This is a genomic window from Micromonospora sp. PRAS1 (assembly GCF_059553435.1).
Genome location: NZ_JCANNB010000001.1, coordinates 402,291 through 418,822, shown reverse-complemented (window position 1 = coordinate 418,822; position 16,532 = coordinate 402,291). Strand labels below are relative to the sequence as shown.

18 protein-coding genes and 2 pseudogenes are annotated in these 16,532 nt (G+C 72.9%); 7 read left to right on the top strand and 13 right to left on the bottom strand.

Annotation, left to right across the window (positions count from 1 at the left end; all coding sequences use genetic code 11):
• Positions 1-5: 5 nt before the first annotated feature.
• From AC507J_RS02030 to AC507J_RS01980, 11 genes are all read right to left on the bottom strand, one after another.
• Complete coding sequence (locus AC507J_RS02030; protein WP_496287298.1) at positions 6-431, bottom strand: hypothetical protein; 426 nt, start codon at positions 429-431, stop codon at positions 6-8.
• The gene (locus tag AC507J_RS02025; RefSeq protein WP_496287297.1) at positions 428-895 is read right to left on the bottom strand and encodes a TadE/TadG family type IV pilus assembly protein; all 468 of its coding nucleotides are present in this window, start codon (positions 893-895) and stop codon (positions 428-430) included. The genes AC507J_RS02030 and AC507J_RS02025 overlap by 4 nt, the downstream gene beginning before the upstream one ends.
• Positions 880-1,290, bottom strand: a complete 411-nt coding sequence (locus AC507J_RS02020) for a TadE family protein (protein WP_496287296.1) — start codon at positions 1,288-1,290, stop codon at positions 880-882. The genes AC507J_RS02025 and AC507J_RS02020 overlap by 16 nt, the downstream gene beginning before the upstream one ends.
• 36 nt (positions 1,291-1,326) lie before the next feature.
• Positions 1,327-1,524, bottom strand: a complete 198-nt coding sequence (locus AC507J_RS02015; RefSeq protein WP_496287295.1) for a hypothetical protein — start codon at positions 1,522-1,524, stop codon at positions 1,327-1,329.
• 39 nt (positions 1,525-1,563) lie between these two features.
• On the bottom strand, positions 1,564-2,424 hold the full coding sequence (locus tag AC507J_RS02010; protein ID WP_496287294.1) for a type II secretion system F family protein: 861 nt from the start codon (positions 2,422-2,424) through the stop codon (positions 1,564-1,566).
• Positions 2,421-3,296 carry a type II secretion system F family protein gene (locus AC507J_RS02005; RefSeq protein WP_496287372.1) on the bottom strand — a complete coding sequence of 292 codons (876 nt, stop codon included), beginning with the start codon at positions 3,294-3,296 and terminating at the stop codon, positions 2,421-2,423. The genes AC507J_RS02010 and AC507J_RS02005 overlap by 4 nt, the downstream gene beginning before the upstream one ends.
• Before the next feature lie 30 nt (positions 3,297-3,326).
• Complete coding sequence (locus AC507J_RS02000) at positions 3,327-4,856, bottom strand: TadA family conjugal transfer-associated ATPase (protein WP_496287293.1); 1,530 nt, start codon at positions 4,854-4,856, stop codon at positions 3,327-3,329.
• The gene (locus tag AC507J_RS01995; protein WP_496287292.1) at positions 4,846-5,646 is read right to left on the bottom strand and encodes a CpaE/TadZ family protein; all 801 of its coding nucleotides are present in this window, start codon (positions 5,644-5,646) and stop codon (positions 4,846-4,848) included. Before AC507J_RS01995 ends, AC507J_RS02000 begins: the two co-directional genes overlap by 11 nt.
• Positions 5,647-5,648: 2 nt before the next feature.
• Positions 5,649-6,311 (bottom strand): SAF domain-containing protein, encoded by a 663-nt coding sequence (locus AC507J_RS01990; protein ID WP_496287291.1) that lies wholly within the window; start codon positions 6,309-6,311, stop codon positions 5,649-5,651.
• Positions 6,308-7,219 (bottom strand): hypothetical protein, encoded by a 912-nt coding sequence (locus tag AC507J_RS01985; protein ID WP_496287371.1) that lies wholly within the window; start codon positions 7,217-7,219, stop codon positions 6,308-6,310. Before AC507J_RS01985 ends, AC507J_RS01990 begins: the two co-directional genes overlap by 4 nt.
• 98 nt (positions 7,220-7,317) lie before the next feature.
• The gene (locus AC507J_RS01980) at positions 7,318-7,884 is read right to left on the bottom strand and encodes a hypothetical protein (RefSeq protein WP_496287290.1); all 567 of its coding nucleotides are present in this window, start codon (positions 7,882-7,884) and stop codon (positions 7,318-7,320) included.
• 595 nt (positions 7,885-8,479) lie between these two features.
• Here AC507J_RS01980 and AC507J_RS01975 point away from each other — a divergent pair.
• The 3 genes from AC507J_RS01975 to AC507J_RS01965 all read left to right on the top strand — a co-directional run bounded on the left by AC507J_RS01975 (position 8,480) and on the right by AC507J_RS01965 (position 12,279).
• A complete protein-coding gene (locus AC507J_RS01975) occupies positions 8,480-9,271 on the top strand; it encodes a prepilin peptidase (protein ID WP_496287289.1) in 792 nt (263 codons plus the stop codon).
• An 81-nt stretch (positions 9,272-9,352) separates the two neighbouring features.
• Complete coding sequence (locus tag AC507J_RS01970; RefSeq protein ID WP_496287288.1) at positions 9,353-11,698, top strand: glycoside hydrolase family 65 protein; 2,346 nt, start codon at positions 9,353-9,355, stop codon at positions 11,696-11,698.
• Between the two features lie 89 nt (positions 11,699-11,787).
• Positions 11,788-12,279 carry a GNAT family N-acetyltransferase gene (locus tag AC507J_RS01965; RefSeq protein WP_496287287.1) on the top strand — a complete coding sequence of 164 codons (492 nt, stop codon included), beginning with the start codon at positions 11,788-11,790 and terminating at the stop codon, positions 12,277-12,279.
• A 10-nt stretch (positions 12,280-12,289) separates the two neighbouring features.
• On the opposite strand, the gene AC507J_RS01960 is transcribed toward AC507J_RS01965, so the two are convergent.
• Positions 12,290-12,994 carry a DUF4386 domain-containing protein gene (locus tag AC507J_RS01960; protein WP_496287286.1) on the bottom strand — a complete coding sequence of 235 codons (705 nt, stop codon included), beginning with the start codon at positions 12,992-12,994 and terminating at the stop codon, positions 12,290-12,292.
• A 109-nt stretch (positions 12,995-13,103) separates the two neighbouring features.
• Between AC507J_RS01960 and AC507J_RS01955 the strand changes: the two genes are divergently transcribed.
• Together AC507J_RS01955 and AC507J_RS01950 are read left to right on the top strand one after the other, a co-directional pair.
• Positions 13,104-13,793 carry a TetR/AcrR family transcriptional regulator C-terminal domain-containing protein gene (locus AC507J_RS01955; protein ID WP_496287285.1) on the top strand — a complete coding sequence of 230 codons (690 nt, stop codon included), beginning with the start codon at positions 13,104-13,106 and terminating at the stop codon, positions 13,791-13,793.
• Between the two features lie 112 nt (positions 13,794-13,905).
• Positions 13,906-14,472 carry a histidine phosphatase family protein gene (locus AC507J_RS01950; RefSeq protein ID WP_496287284.1) on the top strand — a complete coding sequence of 189 codons (567 nt, stop codon included), beginning with the start codon at positions 13,906-13,908 and terminating at the stop codon, positions 14,470-14,472.
• On the opposite strand, the pseudogene AC507J_RS01945 reads toward AC507J_RS01950, so the two are convergent.
• A pseudogene (locus AC507J_RS01945) lies at positions 14,435-14,907 on the bottom strand (LysR substrate-binding domain-containing protein); the annotation flags it as partial. The gene AC507J_RS01950 and the pseudogene AC507J_RS01945 overlap by 38 nt on opposite strands.
• Positions 14,908-14,923: 16 nt before the next feature.
• Between AC507J_RS01945 and AC507J_RS01940 the strand changes: the two are divergent.
• Together AC507J_RS01940 and AC507J_RS01935 are read left to right on the top strand one after the other, a co-directional pair.
• A pseudogene (locus tag AC507J_RS01940) lies at positions 14,924-15,455 on the top strand (dihydrodipicolinate synthase family protein); the annotation flags it as partial.
• Between the two features lie 29 nt (positions 15,456-15,484).
• Positions 15,485-16,522 carry a hypothetical protein gene (locus AC507J_RS01935; RefSeq protein ID WP_496287283.1) on the top strand — a complete coding sequence of 346 codons (1,038 nt, stop codon included), beginning with the start codon at positions 15,485-15,487 and terminating at the stop codon, positions 16,520-16,522.
• Positions 16,523-16,532 lie beyond the last annotated feature (10 nt).

Below are 16,532 nucleotides of genomic sequence, written 5' to 3'. Positions count from 1 at the left end.
CTTCCCTAGGGTGCCCCGGTCAGCGCCCGTGCGGTCGCCTCGCCGGAAACGGTGACGGTGTTGGTGAAGCCGAAGAGGCCGAGCACGGCCCGCTGGTAGGTGATGGTGACGCGTACCTGGATCAGGGTTTCGCCGTCGACCACCGGAAAGTTGACGCTGTGGCCAGTGGCCCCGGCGGCGGAGAGGTACCGCGCGACGGCCCGGCGGGCCTGGGGCTGGTTGATCCGCTTCGGCCCACCCTCGATCGCGGTGGCCCGGTCGATGGCCTGGCCACCCGTGCGGGCCGCCTCGGCGGCCAGGTTCTCGGCCCGTTGCAGGGTACGGAGCTGACCCGCGCCGTCGAACGCCATGCCGATGATGGCGAGCACCCCGAACAGGGCGACGGCGAGGAAGACGCTCACCCGCCCGGCCTCGCCCCGAGCCGGGCTCATCCCCGACTCCGGTAGCGGTCCAGTGGCGAGGTGAACGACACGGTGATCCGGTTACCGGCCGGCATCTTCGTCAGGGCGGGAAGCTTGATGTCCTGGTAGGAGACCGTGCAGGCGATCTCGACGGTGACCGAGGCGTCCTGCCCGACCTCGCTGCGGAAGGCCGCGTCGAAGCTGGTGGACCGGCCGCCGACCGTGCCCCGGAAGGTCACCCGGGGGGTGCCGGTGCAGGAGATTCCCCGCCAGTCGAGCTGCCGGCGGGCCGCGTCCCGCGCCTCCTGGCGGGCGGTGGTGGCGTCCCGGGAGATCGACGCCGCCCGGGCGGCGTCGTGCGCGGCGGCCTCGAGCGCCTCACTGGCCACGGCGGTACGCCCGGCGACGCCGGCCAGCACCATCAACGCGACGAAGGCGGGTGCCAGGACGGCGACCTCGATCGAGACCGAGCCCCGGCTCACGGTGCCGTCCACCGCTCCACCGTCCCGTGTGCGCTCTGCCGGACCGAGAACTTCACCCCGGGTACGACCGACAGGGACCGACCGGTGACCGTGCAGGTCACGTCGGTGTCGGTGCGGACGCAACTCGGCCCCGGCTCCTCCCAGTCCACCAGCCAGTCGCCCGCCTGGTTCAGGAACTTCGTCGCCCGTGCCGCACCGGCACCCTCGGGGGCCTGGTGCAGCCGCTGCGCGTTGACTCCGCTCTGCGCCGCGTTGAGCGCGGTCGAGCGGGCCACGAAGACCGCGGCGACCTGGATCGAGGCGAAGAGCATCAGCAGGATCGCCGGCAGCGCCACCGCCAACTCCACCGGATTGCCACCCCGCTCGGGGTCGCCGGGTAGCCGGCGGTGCCGGATGGCCGTGACCATCCGGCACCGGCCGGTGGGGAGGGCAGCACGCACAGGTCACTTCGGTTCTTGATGCTTCGGGATGTTGTCCATCCAGTCGTTTGCGGCGGCGAGGGCGGCACCGGTCACCGCCATCGCCACGGCCACCAGGCCAAAGATGATCACTGCGGTCGGCACCGGACTGTCGCCGCGATCGCCGCGCAGCTCGGCCAGCCGCGCGCGTAGCGCGACGTGCAGGTAGGTGAAGACGGACATCGGGGTGCTCCTTCGTTCGGGAGGGGAGGGAAGGGGAAGTCAGAGGCGGGCCAGGAACGGATAGATGGCGAAGCCGAGCAGGACGAAGACCAGCAGCGCGCCGGGAATGTCGAGGCGGCTGGTCACCCCCTCGGCGCGGGCCAGGTTGTCGGTGCGGATCTGGTCGCGCAGCGAGTCGGCCCGGCTGCGCAGGGTCTCGTGCACCTGCGCGCCCTCCCGACCCGAGGAGCGCATGATCGCGCCGACGTCACCCAGTTCCGGGATGCCGATCCGGTCGGCGAGATCACGCAGCTCGTCCCAGGGCGAGTGCATCTGCATCTGGGCGATGCGCAGCGCCTCGGAGATCCGGTCGAAGACCCAGCCCTCGCAGATCGACGCCGCCCGTTCCAGCGACTGCACCGGGCCGTGCGCGGCGGAGAGTTGCAGCGCGACCAGGTCCAGATAGGTGCAGACCGCCTGCCGGAACTCGTCCCGGGCGACCTCGGCGCGAGTGATCACCGACCGGTGCGCGATAAGCGCGCAGAGCAGCGCCAGACCGATACTGCCCAGCACCGGTACGGCCACCGGCAGCGCGAAGCCGACGGCGAACAGCGTGCCGCTGACCAGAGCCGGCCCGGCCAGCCCGATCAGGGCGGAGAGCAGCAGGGAGAGGGCGTACTGCTCGGGCGTGCGGCCGAGCAGGGCCAGTTGCCGGTGCGGCGGGCGCAGCCAGCGGGCCAACCCGGTGAGCCATTCCAACCGGCGGTCGGCGGGGTCGAGTCGGGCACCGGCCGGCTGGTGCAGCCGGCGCAACGCCGGACCGAGGGCGGGGCTCGCCGGCACCAGTTCGCGGACCACCAGGAAGATGCCCAGCCCGATCGCGGCACCGCCGGTGACGGCGACGGTCAGCAGCCAGTTCACGCCACCACCTCCGCCGGATCGGGGGCCGGCAGGAAGCGGGCCGGCCGGGGCGGCTGGCTCATCGAGCGGACCCAGGCCAGCAGGCCGACGAAGGCGGCACCGAGCACCGCCATCACGACCTGGCCGAACGGCGTGCCGTAGGGCTCGACGTACTCGGTGTTCAGCAGCCCGTACGCGATGGTGGCCAGGGTCATCCCGGTGAGGAAGCGGACCGCGAAGCGCGGCTGGGTGCGCTTGGCCTCGACCTCCCGCCGGGTGGCCACCTCGGCTGCCGCAGCCGCCGCGATCGAGCCGAGCACGTCACCGAGCCGCTCGCCCCGGTCGGTCAGGTGCAGGATGAGCGCCGCGACCACCTGGTCGCAGACCGGGTCGCCGATCTCGTCGGCGAAGGCCAGCAGGGCGGACCGGGCCAGCCAGCCGGCCTGGAGCCGGGCGGCGAGCAGCCGTACCTCCTCCTGGATCTCCTCCGGGGCGGTGGGCACCGTGCCGATGATCGCCTGCTGGAGACCCTGCCCGGTGGCGGAGACATCCTTTAGCCGGCGGGTCCACTCGCCGACCGCCTCGATCCGCGCGATGGCCCGCTGCTCGGCCCGGCCCACGGAGAAGAGCCACGGCGTGCCGGGCACCGCCACCGCGACCAGCAGGCCGACCACCGGCAGGCCGGTCAGCAGGAAGGCCAGCGCCCCGGCGATCAACGCCGCCACCAGCAGGGTCTGGTGTGCCCGCCGCTCGCGCAGGGTGGTGCCGGAGCCCCGCCAGAGCCGCTCGATCCCCGGCCCCGCGCCGGGTGCCCGACCGGGCGGGCGGCGGGTGCCGACGAGCGCGACGACGGCCAGCACCAGCCCGGTCACGCAGGCCGCGCCGGAGACCATCGCGATAAGTTCGATGTCGTTGCGCACGGCTCACCGCCGCCCGAGGCGGGTCTGCTTGGGCCGGCGCCAGGCACCCTGGCCGGCCTCGATCCAGCGGCTCAGCAACCGCGCGTCGTAGCCCACCCGCAGCAACTGGTCCCGGATCCGCTCGGGCAGGTGTCGCGGCACCGCCCGACCGTCCGGCCCCGGCCCGAACACCTGCGTGGTGGTGATCCGGCTGCCCTCGCTGACCCCGAGCACCTCCTCGACGTGCGAGACGTACCGGTGCTTTCGGCCGCCGATCCCGGTCTCGTCCTCGACCGTGACGTAGACGATCAGGTCGAGCGCGTTACCGGCCATCCGGCGGGCCTGGTCGACAGTCATCTCCCGGCCGTGCGCCAACGCCAGCTCGATGATCCGTTCGCTCACCCCGCCCGGGGTACGCGCGTGGATCGTGCACATCGAACCCCGGCTGGTGGTCATCGCCTGGAGCATCGGCACGATCTCCCGGGACCGCACCTCGCCGACGATGATCCGCAGTACGCCCATCCGCAGCGAGACCGGGATCAGGTCGGCGATGCTCACCTCGCCGGCCGGTCGACCGTCCGGCCCGCGTTCGCCGTGCCCCTCCCGGGCCTCGAAGCTCATCACCGCGCGGTGCCGATCGGTACGCCGGGCCGGCAGCAGCTCGCGGCTCTCCTCAAGCAGCACGTACGGCTCGTCCGGCGGGATCTCGCTCATCAGCGCCCGGATCACAGTGGTCTTACCGGCCCCGGCCAGCCCGGCGACCATGATGTTCAGCCCGGCCCGCAGCGAGGCGCGGAGGAAGTCGCGCAGCAGCGGGTCGATCATCTCGTCCAGGTCGCCCCGGGCACCGGCCAGGTCGTCAAGGGTCACGTCGAGGGTGTTGTGCTTGCGGATCACCGCGTACGGGCGGTGGCTGACCAGGAAGACCGCCGCGAGCCGGCTGCCGTCCGGCAGTTGCAGGTCGAGGGTGGGCTTCGAGGTGGAGAGCGAGCGCTCGGTCGCGCCGGACCGGCGGGCCGCCGCCTGAAGGATCTCGACAAGCTCCTCGTCGCTGTCGCTGATCGGCTCGGCCCACTCCACGCCGCCGCCGTGCCGGGTGATGCGTACCTGATCGCAGCCGAGGATGTGCACCTCCTCGATCGTGTCGTCGACGAGCAGGGTCTGGAGCCGGCCGAGCCCGGCCAGCTCGGCGGTGACCTGGTCGAGCAGCAGCCGCTCCTCACCGGCGGGCATCGGGGTGCCGGCGCGACGCACCGAGTCGGCGTACTCGGCGACCAGCTCCACCGCGAGCCGGGCCCGCTCGGTGTCCTCCTCGTCGATGCTGAACTCCCGGCCGCGCTGCCACCGGGTGAGTCGCTCGGTGAGCTCCCGCCGCAGTTCGCGGACCAGCTGGAAGTCGGCCCGGGGTCGGGGTGGCGGCTCGGGTGGCGCGGCCACCACGGGTACCGGGACCGGGTGCTGCGCCCGGCCGTTGGCCGGGGGAAGTGGCGGCGCGATGGAGGTGGCGCCCGGCGGGTGCCGCCGGGGATCCGAGGAGACCGGTTCAAACCGCATCCGGCACCCCCTGGGCGACCGGCCACGCCAGCCGGGCCCGTCGCCGCTCCAGCAGGGCGCCGACCGGCACCTCCAACCCCCGGGCCGCGCGCAGCAACGGCCGTCCGGACCGGACGGTGCCGCCCAGGGTCAACACCTCGGCGGTACGCGGATCGTGCGGCAGCCGGCCGATCACCGGCACGCCGAGGGCCTTGCTGATCTCACCCTTGCCGTGGCCGCCGCCGACCAGCAGCAGCCGCAGCGTGCCCGGCTGCACCCGGTGCTCGGCGAAGTCCCGCGCGATGGTGCGGATCGTGGCCCGGGCGGCGGAGAGGTCGGGCAACTGGGCCCGGGCCACCAGCAGCACCACCGACGCGGCGCGCAGCAGCGGCCACGGCGGACCGACCACCGACAGCCGGCCACAGTCGACAAGCACGTCGTACGGCGGGTCGCCCTCCTCCAGCCCGGTGAAGAAGTCGGCGAAGCGCTGCCAGAGCGGGATGACGCTGCCGGCCTGCGCCGGGTCGACGACCCCGGGCAGCAGCAGCCGGTCGCGGTGCGGCGCGTCCAGGTCGACCAGCTGCGACCAGAAGGTCCTCTCCAGGCTGCCGTCGCGCAGCTCGCCGACGGCCAGTTCGCCGATGCCGCGCGGGCCGTCCAGCGCACCGCCGAGGTAGCCGGCGAGCACCGAGCCGCCGGCCGGGTCACACTCGGCGAGAACCAGCCGCCGGTGCCAGCTCAACGTGCAGGCCAGCGCGGTGGTGGTCACCCCCGGCGAGCCCTTGGCCGAGACCAGCGCGACGATCGCCATGGTCAGGCTGCCCTGGTCAGTACGAGCGCGATCCGGTCCTGCGCGGCCAGCGCCACCACGGCCGGTACGTCCCGTACGGCGAGGGCCAGGTAGACCACCACCTCGTCGCGGCCGTCGGTGCTGCTGGAGTCGATGACGGTCCCGGTGAACCGGGTGGCACCGGCGGACGAGCCGCTGCCGCGCTCCTCGCTCGGGGTGCTGACCAGCAGCACCTCGTCGCCGGGGCGGAGCTTCGGGGCGGGCACCTGGGCGGCCCGCAGGCCGAGCGCGAGTTGCTGCTGACCGGGGCCGAGCAGCGGTTCGTCGGTGAGCTGCGCCATGGTCAGCAACGTTCCCGGGGTGAGCGAGACGGCGGCGCGCAGGCCCACCACGTCGGCGAGGTTCCCGGCCGGCACCGGGTCGAGCCCCTGCCCGCCAGCCACCTGGACGGAGACCAGGTCGTCGGCGCTGAGTACGCCACCGACCTCGACCGCCCGGGCCACCGCCAGGTAGCTGCCGGTCGCCTGGACCGAGGTGACCGCGAACGCCGAGCCGAGCCCGCCGAGGGCGATAAGCAGCACGGCCAGGCCGAGCAGACCGGGCCGCACCCGACGCTGCCGCACCACCCGGGGTGGCGCGACCGGCGCGTCCACCGGAGGGGGGCCGTTACGGGTCGCCACGCTCATCGGGTCACCACCTGAAGCTCGTTGATCTGGATCTCGACCGGGCCGCTGGTGCGGGTGACGTCCGGAATCTGGCCCGTCACGCCGCTGCTGCTGCTCCACTCGACGGTCCAGTACGTGGTCGCCTGAACCCGGTACGTGTCGGCCTGCGGGTAGCCGCTGTCGTAGCCGCAGTCGGGGGAGGGGCGGCCGGCGTGCCGGCCGGTGGCGTCGTACGGGGTGCCGGGGCCGGTGCACTCGACCTCGTCGCCGTTTCCCATGTCCCAGACGACCCGCTCGACCCTGGCCTCGATGGTGACGGTCAGGCCCCGGTCCGACGCGGAGGCGCTCAGCGGGCCGAACCGGCTGGCACCTGGTTCGGCCCACATCCAGACCGGCAGGCCGACCAGACCGGGACCGATCCGCTTGCGCGGGGCGACCGATGCCCGGGGCGCGAGCAGGGTGATCGAGGCGAACGCCCGACGGGCCAGCTCCTCCGGGTCCGGCGGAGCGCCGAAGCCCGGTGGCGGCTCCTCCAGCAGCACGAGTTGCTCGTCACCGATTGCGTTGCCGTAGCAGGTACGCGTGTAGTACTGCCAGCCCTCGGGAGGTTCCTCCGGCGGCGAGTCGGCGATCTTGTAGTAGCAGCCGTCGCTGCTGTTGTACCAGCCCAGCAGCTCGTCGTAGCAGGGGACGGTCTGTCCCTGCCGCTGGCAGACGCCGCCGCCCCCACCGCCGTTACCGCCGCCGTTGTTGCCACCACCGCCGTTGTTGCCACCACCGGGCGTACCCGGGTCGTCGTCCCAGACGTCGCAGTTCGGTTGCGCGGGCGCGCAGCCGCCGCCGGGGCCGGCTGCGGTCGCCGGACTTCCCGGGCCGATCGCTATTCCCGGGCCGATCGCCAGCAGCAGGGCGAGAGCACCGCCGAGCAGGACCGTCCGGTCACCGGCCCGCCGCCAGCGGCCCGCACCATGCCGGCGGCCTGCGGTGGCGCGGAGGTCGGTGTGGCCGGTCCGCGTCGTGGCCCGGGTCAGCACGGCTGGTCCTGATGGGCCGCGCCGGCGCTGATCCGCCAGCGGCCATCGGGATGCCGGGTGGCGGTCGCGGTGGCCAGGTGCCGGGTACCTCGGGTGCCGGGGACCGTCTTGCGGTCCTGGACGTAGACCATCCGGTAGCCGGTCGCGTCCACGCAGTCCTGGATCTCCACGGTGGGGGGTTTCGTGTCCAGGTTCACCGAGACCACCGTGGGATCGGAGCGCAGCGTGCCGGCGCTGACGGCGCCGTGCTCGCGGGCCTGGCGCAGGCTGAACCGGACCCGGGTCAGCAGCGGGTCGGCGAGGAATTCGCCGAGTTCCGGATGCATCGGGTCGCTCTGCCGGCTCGCCGTACGGGACGCCGCCAGGTATCCGGCATAGGCCTGCAACGCCGCCTCTTCCGCCGCCCGCTCCTCGGCGGCCTGCTCGGCACCGGCGGGCCTGCCTCGTTCGGTCCCGGTGCCGGTGGTCACCTCCTGCGGGCCACCGCAGGCGGTGCCGGTGCCGACCGCGGCCACCGCGACCAGCCCGGCCGTCCAGCGGCTCAGCTGCCGTGCTCGCACCGTCGTGCCTCCTCGGTGCCGGCCCGGCGACCGCCGTCGCCGGCGTCTGTGCGCATGTGGCAGCGCTGCGGGAAGGGCCGCTGAAGGTCCTGTCCGACAGGCAGCCGCATTTACCCTTGCGGATCCCCTACAAATGCTCTGTCCTGGGTGGTCGTGGCCGATGGACGTGGGTTGCATCACATCCAAGGGGCGAGCATAAGCTGATGTCGGCCGATGCAACAGAGGCAATTCACCCGAACACTGTGAGTCACGAACGGTGGTGGTTCCGGATGGTTACCCACAGGTTGCCGACACCGCCCGGCGCCGGCCGGGCACCGGCCCGGCGCCACCGGAGGCCCGGCTCGGTCGGCCGGTGGACGGCTCGCCGACGGCCCGGTCGGGATGAGACGGGAAATGGCATCTCGCCCGATCCGTCCCCCCGAATCGGGCGGCGAAATTGGCGTCAATTGCTTTCTATGGGAATTCCATTCTGCGGTCCGAAATGTTTCGGACCGCCGCTGTCCGCCGCCGGCCGATCCGGGTCGGCACGTTCGGGTCGCCGCCCGAACCGAGCGGGCAAACTACGTTGCGTGGTCGCCCCCGCAGGATGTGCGGCATGAGCCTGCCGCCGGCCATCGCAGCGGTCGGCCACGAGAGCCCACCCGCCGGCCCGCCACCGGAACACGCCCGCCCCCGGCCACTCGCCATCCTGGCCTTCGCCCCACTGCTGCGGTACGCCATCGCCCGGTACGCCGTACCTCCGGGAAGCGCGCGCCGGAGCGGCTGTGCCGCCTGCGCCGCCCCGATCGGCCTGAATCGTCCCTGGCCGGCGCTCGGCCCCCGGGCGCGGTGCGGTGAATGCGGTGCCCGAGTGGGTGCCCCGCCGGCCACCGTCGAGCTGACAGTCGTCGCCGCCGTCGCGGTGCTGCTGCTGGCCCGACCGCCCGCCGGGGAACTGGTCGCCGTGGCCTGGTGGCTGGCCTTCGCGGTGCCGCTGACCTTCGTGGACCTCGCGGTGCACCGGCTACCCGACCGGCTCACCCTGCCGGCCGCCGCCGGCACCTGGCTGCTGCTCGGGCTGACCGCGCTGGCCGGTGCCGGAGCCACACCGTGGCTGCGCGCCACCGTCGCCGCGCTCGGGCTGGCGCTCTTCTTCGCCACCACCACACTGCTGCTCGGCGCGCGGGGCTTCGGCATCGGCGACGCCAAGCTCGCCCTCGGCGCGGGCGCGCTGCTCGGCTGGTACGGCTGGACCGTCCCGCTGCTCGGGCTGCTGCTCGCGCTGACGCTCTCCGGCCTGGTCGCCGCAGGGCTGCTGGTCACCCGCCGGGCTGCCTGGTCCAGTCACCTGCCGTTCGGGCCGTACCTGGTGCTCGGCACCCTCGGCACCCTCCTGCTGGTCTGGTGAGCCGTCACTCCGCCGGGTGTGCCGGGTGGGCCGGCGGGGAAAAGGGTCTCCGGCGGGCTGGTGGAATCCCCTGGAGGCGCTGTGCACGGTACCCCCGATCGGCCGTCACCGGATGAGCGCTGGCGGATCCGGCGTACGGCCGACGACCTGGACCGGCTCGGCGAGACCGAGTCGATCTTCGCGTTGAGCAATGGCTGGCTGGGCTGGCGCGGCACCCTCGACGAGGGCCGGCCGTACGGCATGCCGGGCAGCTACCTCAACGGGTTCCACGAACGGCGGGAGCTGAACTACCCCGAGGAGGGGTACGCCTTCCCGCAGTTCAGTGACACCGTGATCAGCCCGCCGAACGCCACCCTCGTCCGGCTCTGGGTCGGCGGCGAGCCGCTGGACCTGCGGACCGGCACGGTGCGCAGCCACGAGCAGGTGCTCGACCTGCGGGCCGGCGTGGTCGAACGGTGCACCGAGTGGATCTCGCCGGCCGGGCACGGGGTGCGGGTACGCAGCACCCGCCTGGTGTCGCTGCCCCGCCGCCGGGTGGCCGCCGTCGACTGGACGGTGGAGCCCCTGGACGGCCCGGTCGAGCTGCGGATCTGCGCCGACCTGCTGGCCAACGAACGGATCCCGGAACGCGACGATCCCCGGGCCGCCTCGGTGATCAGCGAACCGCTGACCGCCGAGCGGCACCACGCCGACGGCCTCGACGGGGTGCTGGTGCACCACACCGAACACAGTGGACAGCAGGTCGGCGTCGCGGTGGCGCACCGCCCGTCCGCGCCGGAGCACTTCACCGCCACCGTCGACGCCACGCCGGACCGGATCCGGCTCACCCTCAGCGGCGAACTCGGGGCGGGCGAGCAGGTCCGGCTCACCAAGTTCGCCGCGTACGAGTGGACGCCTGTCGACGCGGTCTCCCCGGCGGAACTGGCCGACGAGGTGCTGACCGAGGCCCGGGCCGCCCGGCGGGAGGGGTTCGCCGCCCTGCTCGCCGCGCAGCGCGCCGCCCTCGACGCCGCCTGGCATACCGCCGACGTGGTGCTCGACGGCGACGAGGAGTTGCAGCGCGCCACCCGGTTCGCACTGTTCCACCTGATCCAGGCGGGCCGGTCGGACGGCGACCGGACCATCCCCGCCAAGGGGCTTACCGGCAACGGCTACGACGGGCACGTGCTCTGGGACACCGAGGGATACGTGCTGCCGGTGCTTACGTACCTCGCTCCCGGGGTGGCCCGGTCGGCGTTGGCCTGGCGGCACGCGCACCTGGCACAGGCGATCGATCGGGCGGCGGAACTGCGGCTGGCCGGGGCGAGCTTCCCGTGGCGGACCATCGGCGGCGAGGAGTGCTCCGGCTACTGGCCGGCGAGCACCGCCGGCCTGCACGTGAACGCCGACATCGCCGACGCGGTGCTGCGCTACGTCACGGCCACCGGCGACGACGAATTCCTCGCCGGCCCCGGGCTGGAGCTGCTGGTGCAGACCGCCCGGTTGTGGCACCGCTTCGGGCACTTCACCGACGACGGCGCCTTCCACATCTTCGGCGTCACCGGCCCCGACGAGTACGCGGCACTGGTCAACGACAACCTCTTCACAAACCTGATGGCCCGCCGGAACCTGTACGGCGCCGCCGACGCCGTGCGACGGCACCCGGAGGCGGCGGCTCGGCTGGACGTCGACCCGACCGAGGTGGCCGGCTGGCGGGCTGCGGCGGACGCGATGACCATGCCGTACGACCCGAAGCGCGAGGTGCACCAGCAGGCCGCCGGCTTCACCGACCAGCCGGAGTGGGACTTCGCGAACACCGGCGAGGACGAGTACCCGCTGCTGCTGCACTTCCCCTACCTGGAGCTGTACCGCCACCAGGTGGTCAAGCAGGCGGACCTGGTGTTGGCCATGCTGCGCTGCCCGAACGAGTTCACCGAGGCGGAGAAGGCGGCCAACTTCGCCTACTACGAGGCGCGTACCGTCCGGGACTCCTCGCTGTCGGCCGGGCCGCAGGCGGTGCTCGCCGCCGAACTGGGCCACCTTGACCTGGCGTACGACCTGTTCGCCGAGTCGGTCATGCAGGATCTGGCGGATCTCGGCGACAAGACCGGCGACGGGTTGCACCTGGCTGCCCTGGCCGGGGCGTGGCTGGCGCTGGTGCAGGGCTTCGGCGGGTTGCGGGATGACCGGGAGCTGCTGTCGTTCGACCCCCGGCTGCCCGACCGGATCGACCGGCTGGCGTTCAGCCTCTGCTGGCACGGCCAGCGGCTGCTGATCACCCTGACCGCCGACGAGGCCCGCTACGAGCTGCCCGACGCCGACCCGGGCACCACCCTCGATCTGTGGCACCACGGTGAGCGGCTGCGGGTGACCGCCGGTGAGCCGCTCACCCGCCCGATGCCTCCGGTACCCGACTGGGGCCCCGCTCCCCAAGGGCCTAGGAGCTAAGGAAGGGCCCCCTGTTAACGCCTGCGGTAGAGGAAGGGCCCCCTATTAACAGTTCGGCCGCCGGTGCCAGTGCCGGCTAGGGTGCGCGGATGCCCGCCGAACTGGAACGGCTCGCCGCCGAGCATGCCGACGCCCTGCTCGCGTTCGAGCTGGAGAACCGCGAGTGGTTCGCGCGTACGGTGCCGGACCGGGGCGACGACTACTTCGCCCGGTTCGCCGACCGGCACGATGCGCTCCTCGCCGAGCAGGCCACCGGCCGCTGTCACTTCCACGTCCTGGTCGAGGGCGCAGTGGTGCTGGGGCGGTTCAACCTGGTCGACGTCGCGGACGGCGAGGCCGAGCTGGGTTACCGGGTGGCGCGGCGAGCCGCCGGGCGTGGGGTGGCCACCGACGGCGTGCGGCGGGTCGTCACGCTCGCCCGGCAGGAGTACGGGCTGCGCCGGCTGACCGCCCGCACCACGCTTGACAATCCAGCCTCGCTGGCGGTGCTCCGGCGTACCGACTTCACCCCGGTCGGCGCGGTGTCGGTCGACGGGCGTCCCGGGCTGCGGCACGTGCTCGCGCTGGTCGCCGAGGATTGACGCACCGCAGTCAGGCGGTGGTGGTCGTGCGGACCGGGGGAACGGTCACCGGCGGCAGCGCCTGCTGCCGTACGCCCCGGATGATCAGGTAACCGAGGATCCAGAACTCGCCAACGGTGGCGGGGACCACGAGGAGATCCGCGACGGCTCCCGCGCCGGGGGCGAGGTACGCCACGAAGGTGTGGAGCAAATAGCCGGCGCCACCGACCATGAGGATCCAGCCGAGGATCCGGGGCAGCCATCCCGACCGGAGTACGCACCAGCCCATCGGCACGAGCCAGAGCCCGAAGAAGAGTCCGCCGACGGTCCAGAGATTGCCGCTGACCAGGTACAGCAGCTGGACGGTGTCGGCGGCGTCACCGACCGGCGTGCTCGCCACCTCGGTCGCGGTGGCAAGCAGCGCGGCGCTGCCCAGGATCGCGATGGCGTTGACCATGCCGAAGGCCGCGATGCTGCCGGCGGCGGTGCCGTCGACGGTACGGAACAGCCGGTAGAACCACACGGCGGTGCCCGCCTGCGTCAGTACGACGAGCAGTTCGAGGACGATCGCGATGCGGGCCAGGGACTCGTGTTCGACGAGGTTGGCGAGGGTCGCGTCGGTGTTGCCGGCCACGAAGAGCTGTGGCCGGGTGATCAGGAAGCCGAGCGCGCCGCTGATGGCGAGGCTGAGGTAGAACAACCCGGTCACCCGGGCGGTACGGGTCAGGGGGTGCATGGTGGGCTCCTCGGGTTGCGGGTCGGGGCCGGCCGGCTCCGCCGCGAGGACGGAACCTTACGCCGTAAGGCAACCATACGACGTAAGGTAAATGAAGAGGGGGAGGTCGATGGGGGCGAGAAAACCTCGGGAGCCGCTGAGTCGCGAGCGCGCCCTGGCGGCGGCGATCGCGCTTGTGGACGCGGAGGGGTTGCCGGCGCTGACGATGCGCCGGCTCGCCGCCGGGCTCGGCGTCGAGGCGATGTCGCTCTACTACCACCTGCCCGGCAAGGAGGGCCTGCTCGACGGCCTGATCGAGGCAGTCATCAGCGAGATCGAGGTGGCCGCCGGCCAGGCCGACGCGACGGCGGCCGGCAGCGACTGGCGTACCCGATTGCGGAGCCGCTTCCTCGCCGCACGAGCGGTGATGCTGCGGCACCCGTGGGCGCCTGCCCTGCTCAGTGCCCGTCCGAACATCCCCGCCGGGGTCTACACCTACTACGACCGGATCATCGCCACGCTGCTCGACGGCGGCTTCTCCTACCGCATCGCGCACCGGGCGGTGCACGCCTTCGGCAGCCTCGCGCTCGGCTTCGCCCAGGAGGTCTTCCGCCCGGCCGCAACGGGTGGCGCGACCGACGTGGCGGTCGCCGAGGCGGAGTTGGCCGCAATGGCCGAGGCGCTGCCGCACCTGACCGCCATGGTCGCCGCCGAGGCCCACGACGCGGCGGACCCCACGCTCGGCTGGTGCGACAGTCAGGTCGAGTTCGAGTTCACTCTCGACCTGCTCTTCGACGGCCTGGAACGGGCTCGCGATTGACGCCGCCGAATTGGCGTGGCCGGCCTGTCAAGGGCATTGTCTTGAGATTGGCGAAAACCATGGCCACCGAGGTGAAGTCCGGAGAGCATTGACGTTCGGCTAGCCTGTTCCGGTGTCGACCGCGATCGTCTTCGAGACCCACTCCTGGAGCGAGGACAATGAACGCGGCGTCGCGACCGGCTGGTCGCCCGGCCGATTGTCCGAGCGAGGGCGGAAGTTGGCGGCGCAGCTCGGCGAGCGACGTCGTGGTGACGGCATTGACGCCGTCTTCACCTCCGACCTGCGTCGTTCGGTCGAGACGGCGGAACTCGCCTTCGCCGGCACCGGGACCCCCATCCTGCACGACTGGCGGCTGCGGGAGTGCGACTACGGCGCCCTGACCGGTATCCCCGCCATCGAGTTGCACCAGGGCCGGAAACGCTATCTCGACCAGCCCTATCCCGGTGGCGAGAGTTGGCGGCAGGCCGTACACCGGGCCGCGCGCTTTCTCGTCGACCTACCGATCCGATGGGACGGCTGCCGGGTCCTGGTCATCGGTCATGTGGCCACCCGCTGGGCCATGGACCACTTTCTCGACGGCGTACCCGTCGAGGAACTCATGGCCGCTGACTTCGGGTGGCGCGAGGGATGGGAATACGAACTCACGGCCCTGCCGGAAGTGCGGACCGCAGCGCCGTGACGCAGGCGTGCACCGCGGGATGGTCGCCCGCGCCGCGCCGGTAGGCGATCCGGGTACGGCGGCGGATGGTGAGCGGTGCGAGGCGGACCCCGGCGGGCGGCTGCCCGACGGCGAGCCGGGGCACCAACCCGACGCCCTGACCGGCAGCGACCAGGGCGAGCATCGCGGTGAAGTCGTCCGCGTGGTGGCGCACGGTCGGGCGGAAGCCGGCCAGTTCGTGACCATCAGGTCCAGCGCGGGATGGTCGCGGGCCAGCGTGACCAGGGCGGGCAGCAGCACGGTACGCACGGCACTGGGGAACGCGCCGATGCGTACCGTGCCGGAGAGCCCGCCCCGCGCGGCGGCCAGGGTGGCGTCGGCGGCCTCCAGCGCGGCGAGCACCACCTCGGTGTGCCGGACCAGCGCCTCCCCGGTGGGGGTGAGGGCGACCCGCCGGGCGCAGGCTGAAGGCATGACACCGACCGGGCTCTACGTACCCCTGATCACGCCCTTCGACGAGCGGGGTGCGGTCGCCCTCGACGCGTTGACCGGGCTCGCCCATGAGACCCTCGCCGCCGGTGCCGCCGGCCTGGTCGTCCTGGGCACCACAGGCGAACCGCACGCGCTCGCCGACGACGAGCGGCGCGGGGGGGGTCGACGCGGTCGTCGCAGCGTGCCGGGAGCACCAGGCGGGCCTGCTGGTCGGCGCGCACACCGGGGCCGAGCTGCGCGCTCTCGCCGAATGGCCCGAGGTCACGGCGGCGCTCTGCCTGGTGCCGCCGTTCCTGCGGCCCGGCGAGGAGGCGGTGCTCGCCCACTACGCCCGGCTGGCCGAGACGTCCCCGGTGCCGCTTGTCGCCTACCACGTTCCGTACCGCACCGGGCAGCAGCTCTCCGCCGATCTGCTGCGCCGGCTCGCCCGGCTGCCCAGGGTGGTGGGGATCAAGCACGCGGTCGGTGGCATCGACGCGGACACCCTCGCGCTCCTCGCCGACGTACCGCCCGACTGGCGGCGCACTGCGACGATGCCACCATGACGTCGACGGTCAGCGATCCCCCGACGAAAGCACCCCTGCGGCACCGATGGCTGCCGCTGCTCGCGGTCGCGTTCGGCGCCCCGGTCTGCGCCGAATTCCTTCAGGGCTACCTGCCGTCGACCGGCGACCTACCCATGCTGCTGGCGTCGCTGCTCATCTTCGCGCCGCTCTACGGCGGTGCCGCGTTGCTCATCCGGGAAGTCGCGGTCCGGCGTCGGCTGGGCTGGACCGGGGTGCTGCTGCTCGCCGCCGCCTTCGGCGTCGCCATGCCCGGACTGGTGGACCTGTCACTGTTCGTCGAGGAACGCAACGACATCAGCTACTGGGCGGAACTGCGAGCGGGCACCAGCATCGCCGGTTTGGGCATCGCCGTCTTTCCCACCGTGTCGTGGGTCGCCGGCCACATCGTCATGAGCATCGGTGCCCCGCTCGCCATACTCGACCGGCTCGCGCCCCGGCATCGCGGCCGGCCGCTGCTCGGCCCCCTCGGCATCGGGTTGACCGCGGTGTCGTGCGCGCTCGCGGCACTGCTCATTCGCAACGACACGATCCGGCTGTACGGCGCACCCGCACCCGCCCGCACCATCGTCGTGCTCGCGGTGGTGAGCACGCTCGTGATCCTGGCCCTGACCCGCCTCGGTCGACCCGTCGCGCCGGGTGCCGGACGACCGGCACCGACCTGGCGCCTCGTCCTCGTCGGCGCGGTCGGCATCTTCACTTTCGACATGCTCCCGGCGACCTGGTTCGGCGTCACGGCGATGGCGGTCCTCCTGCTCGTCGCGGCCGTCCTGCTCCGCCGGTGCAGCAGGGCCAGCGCCTGGTCACCACGGCAGATCGGTGCGCTGGCCGCCGGTGCGCTGGTCGGTCGTACGCTCATCGGCTTCCTGGCGCCGCCGGCCGAAGGGGTGACCCTGGCCGCGAAGCTCAGCCACAACGTGCTGCTGCTCGTCGCGGTCCTCGGCCTGGCCTGGCTCGTCGCGCGCCCCGGAGCCGCGCCGGAGCCGACGGCGTCGCACGGCCGACAGGTGGACTGAGGGCCCGCCC

Bases quoted from the DNA above. Each gene is read 5' to 3' on its own strand.
- AC507J_RS02030 (WP_496287298.1), bottom strand. From the start codon at position 431: ATGAGCCCGGCTCGGGGCGAGGCCGGGCGGGTGAGCGTCTTCCTCGCC.
- AC507J_RS02020 (WP_496287296.1), bottom strand. From the start codon at position 1,290: ATGGTCACGGCCATCCGGCACCGCCGGCTACCCGGCGACCCCGAGCGG.
- AC507J_RS02015 (WP_496287295.1), bottom strand. From the start codon at position 1,524: ATGTCCGTCTTCACCTACCTGCACGTCGCGCTACGCGCGCGGCTGGCC.
- AC507J_RS02005 (WP_496287372.1), bottom strand. From the start codon at position 3,296: ATGGTCTCCGGCGCGGCCTGCGTGACCGGGCTGGTGCTGGCCGTCGTC.
- AC507J_RS02000 (WP_496287293.1), bottom strand. From the start codon at position 4,856: ATGCGGTTTGAACCGGTCTCCTCGGATCCCCGGCGGCACCCGCCGGGC.
- AC507J_RS01995 (WP_496287292.1), bottom strand. From the start codon at position 5,646: ATGGCGATCGTCGCGCTGGTCTCGGCCAAGGGCTCGCCGGGGGTGACC.
- AC507J_RS01990 (WP_496287291.1), bottom strand. From the start codon at position 6,311: ATGAGCGTGGCGACCCGTAACGGCCCCCCTCCGGTGGACGCGCCGGTC.
- AC507J_RS01975 (WP_496287289.1), top strand. From the start codon at position 8,480: ATGAGCCTGCCGCCGGCCATCGCAGCGGTCGGCCACGAGAGCCCACCC.
- AC507J_RS01965 (WP_496287287.1), top strand. From the start codon at position 11,788: ATGCCCGCCGAACTGGAACGGCTCGCCGCCGAGCATGCCGACGCCCTG.
- AC507J_RS01960 (WP_496287286.1), bottom strand. From the start codon at position 12,994: ATGCACCCCCTGACCCGTACCGCCCGGGTGACCGGGTTGTTCTACCTC.
- AC507J_RS01955 (WP_496287285.1), top strand. From the start codon at position 13,104: ATGGGGGCGAGAAAACCTCGGGAGCCGCTGAGTCGCGAGCGCGCCCTG.
- AC507J_RS01935 (WP_496287283.1), top strand. From the start codon at position 15,485: ATGACGTCGACGGTCAGCGATCCCCCGACGAAAGCACCCCTGCGGCAC.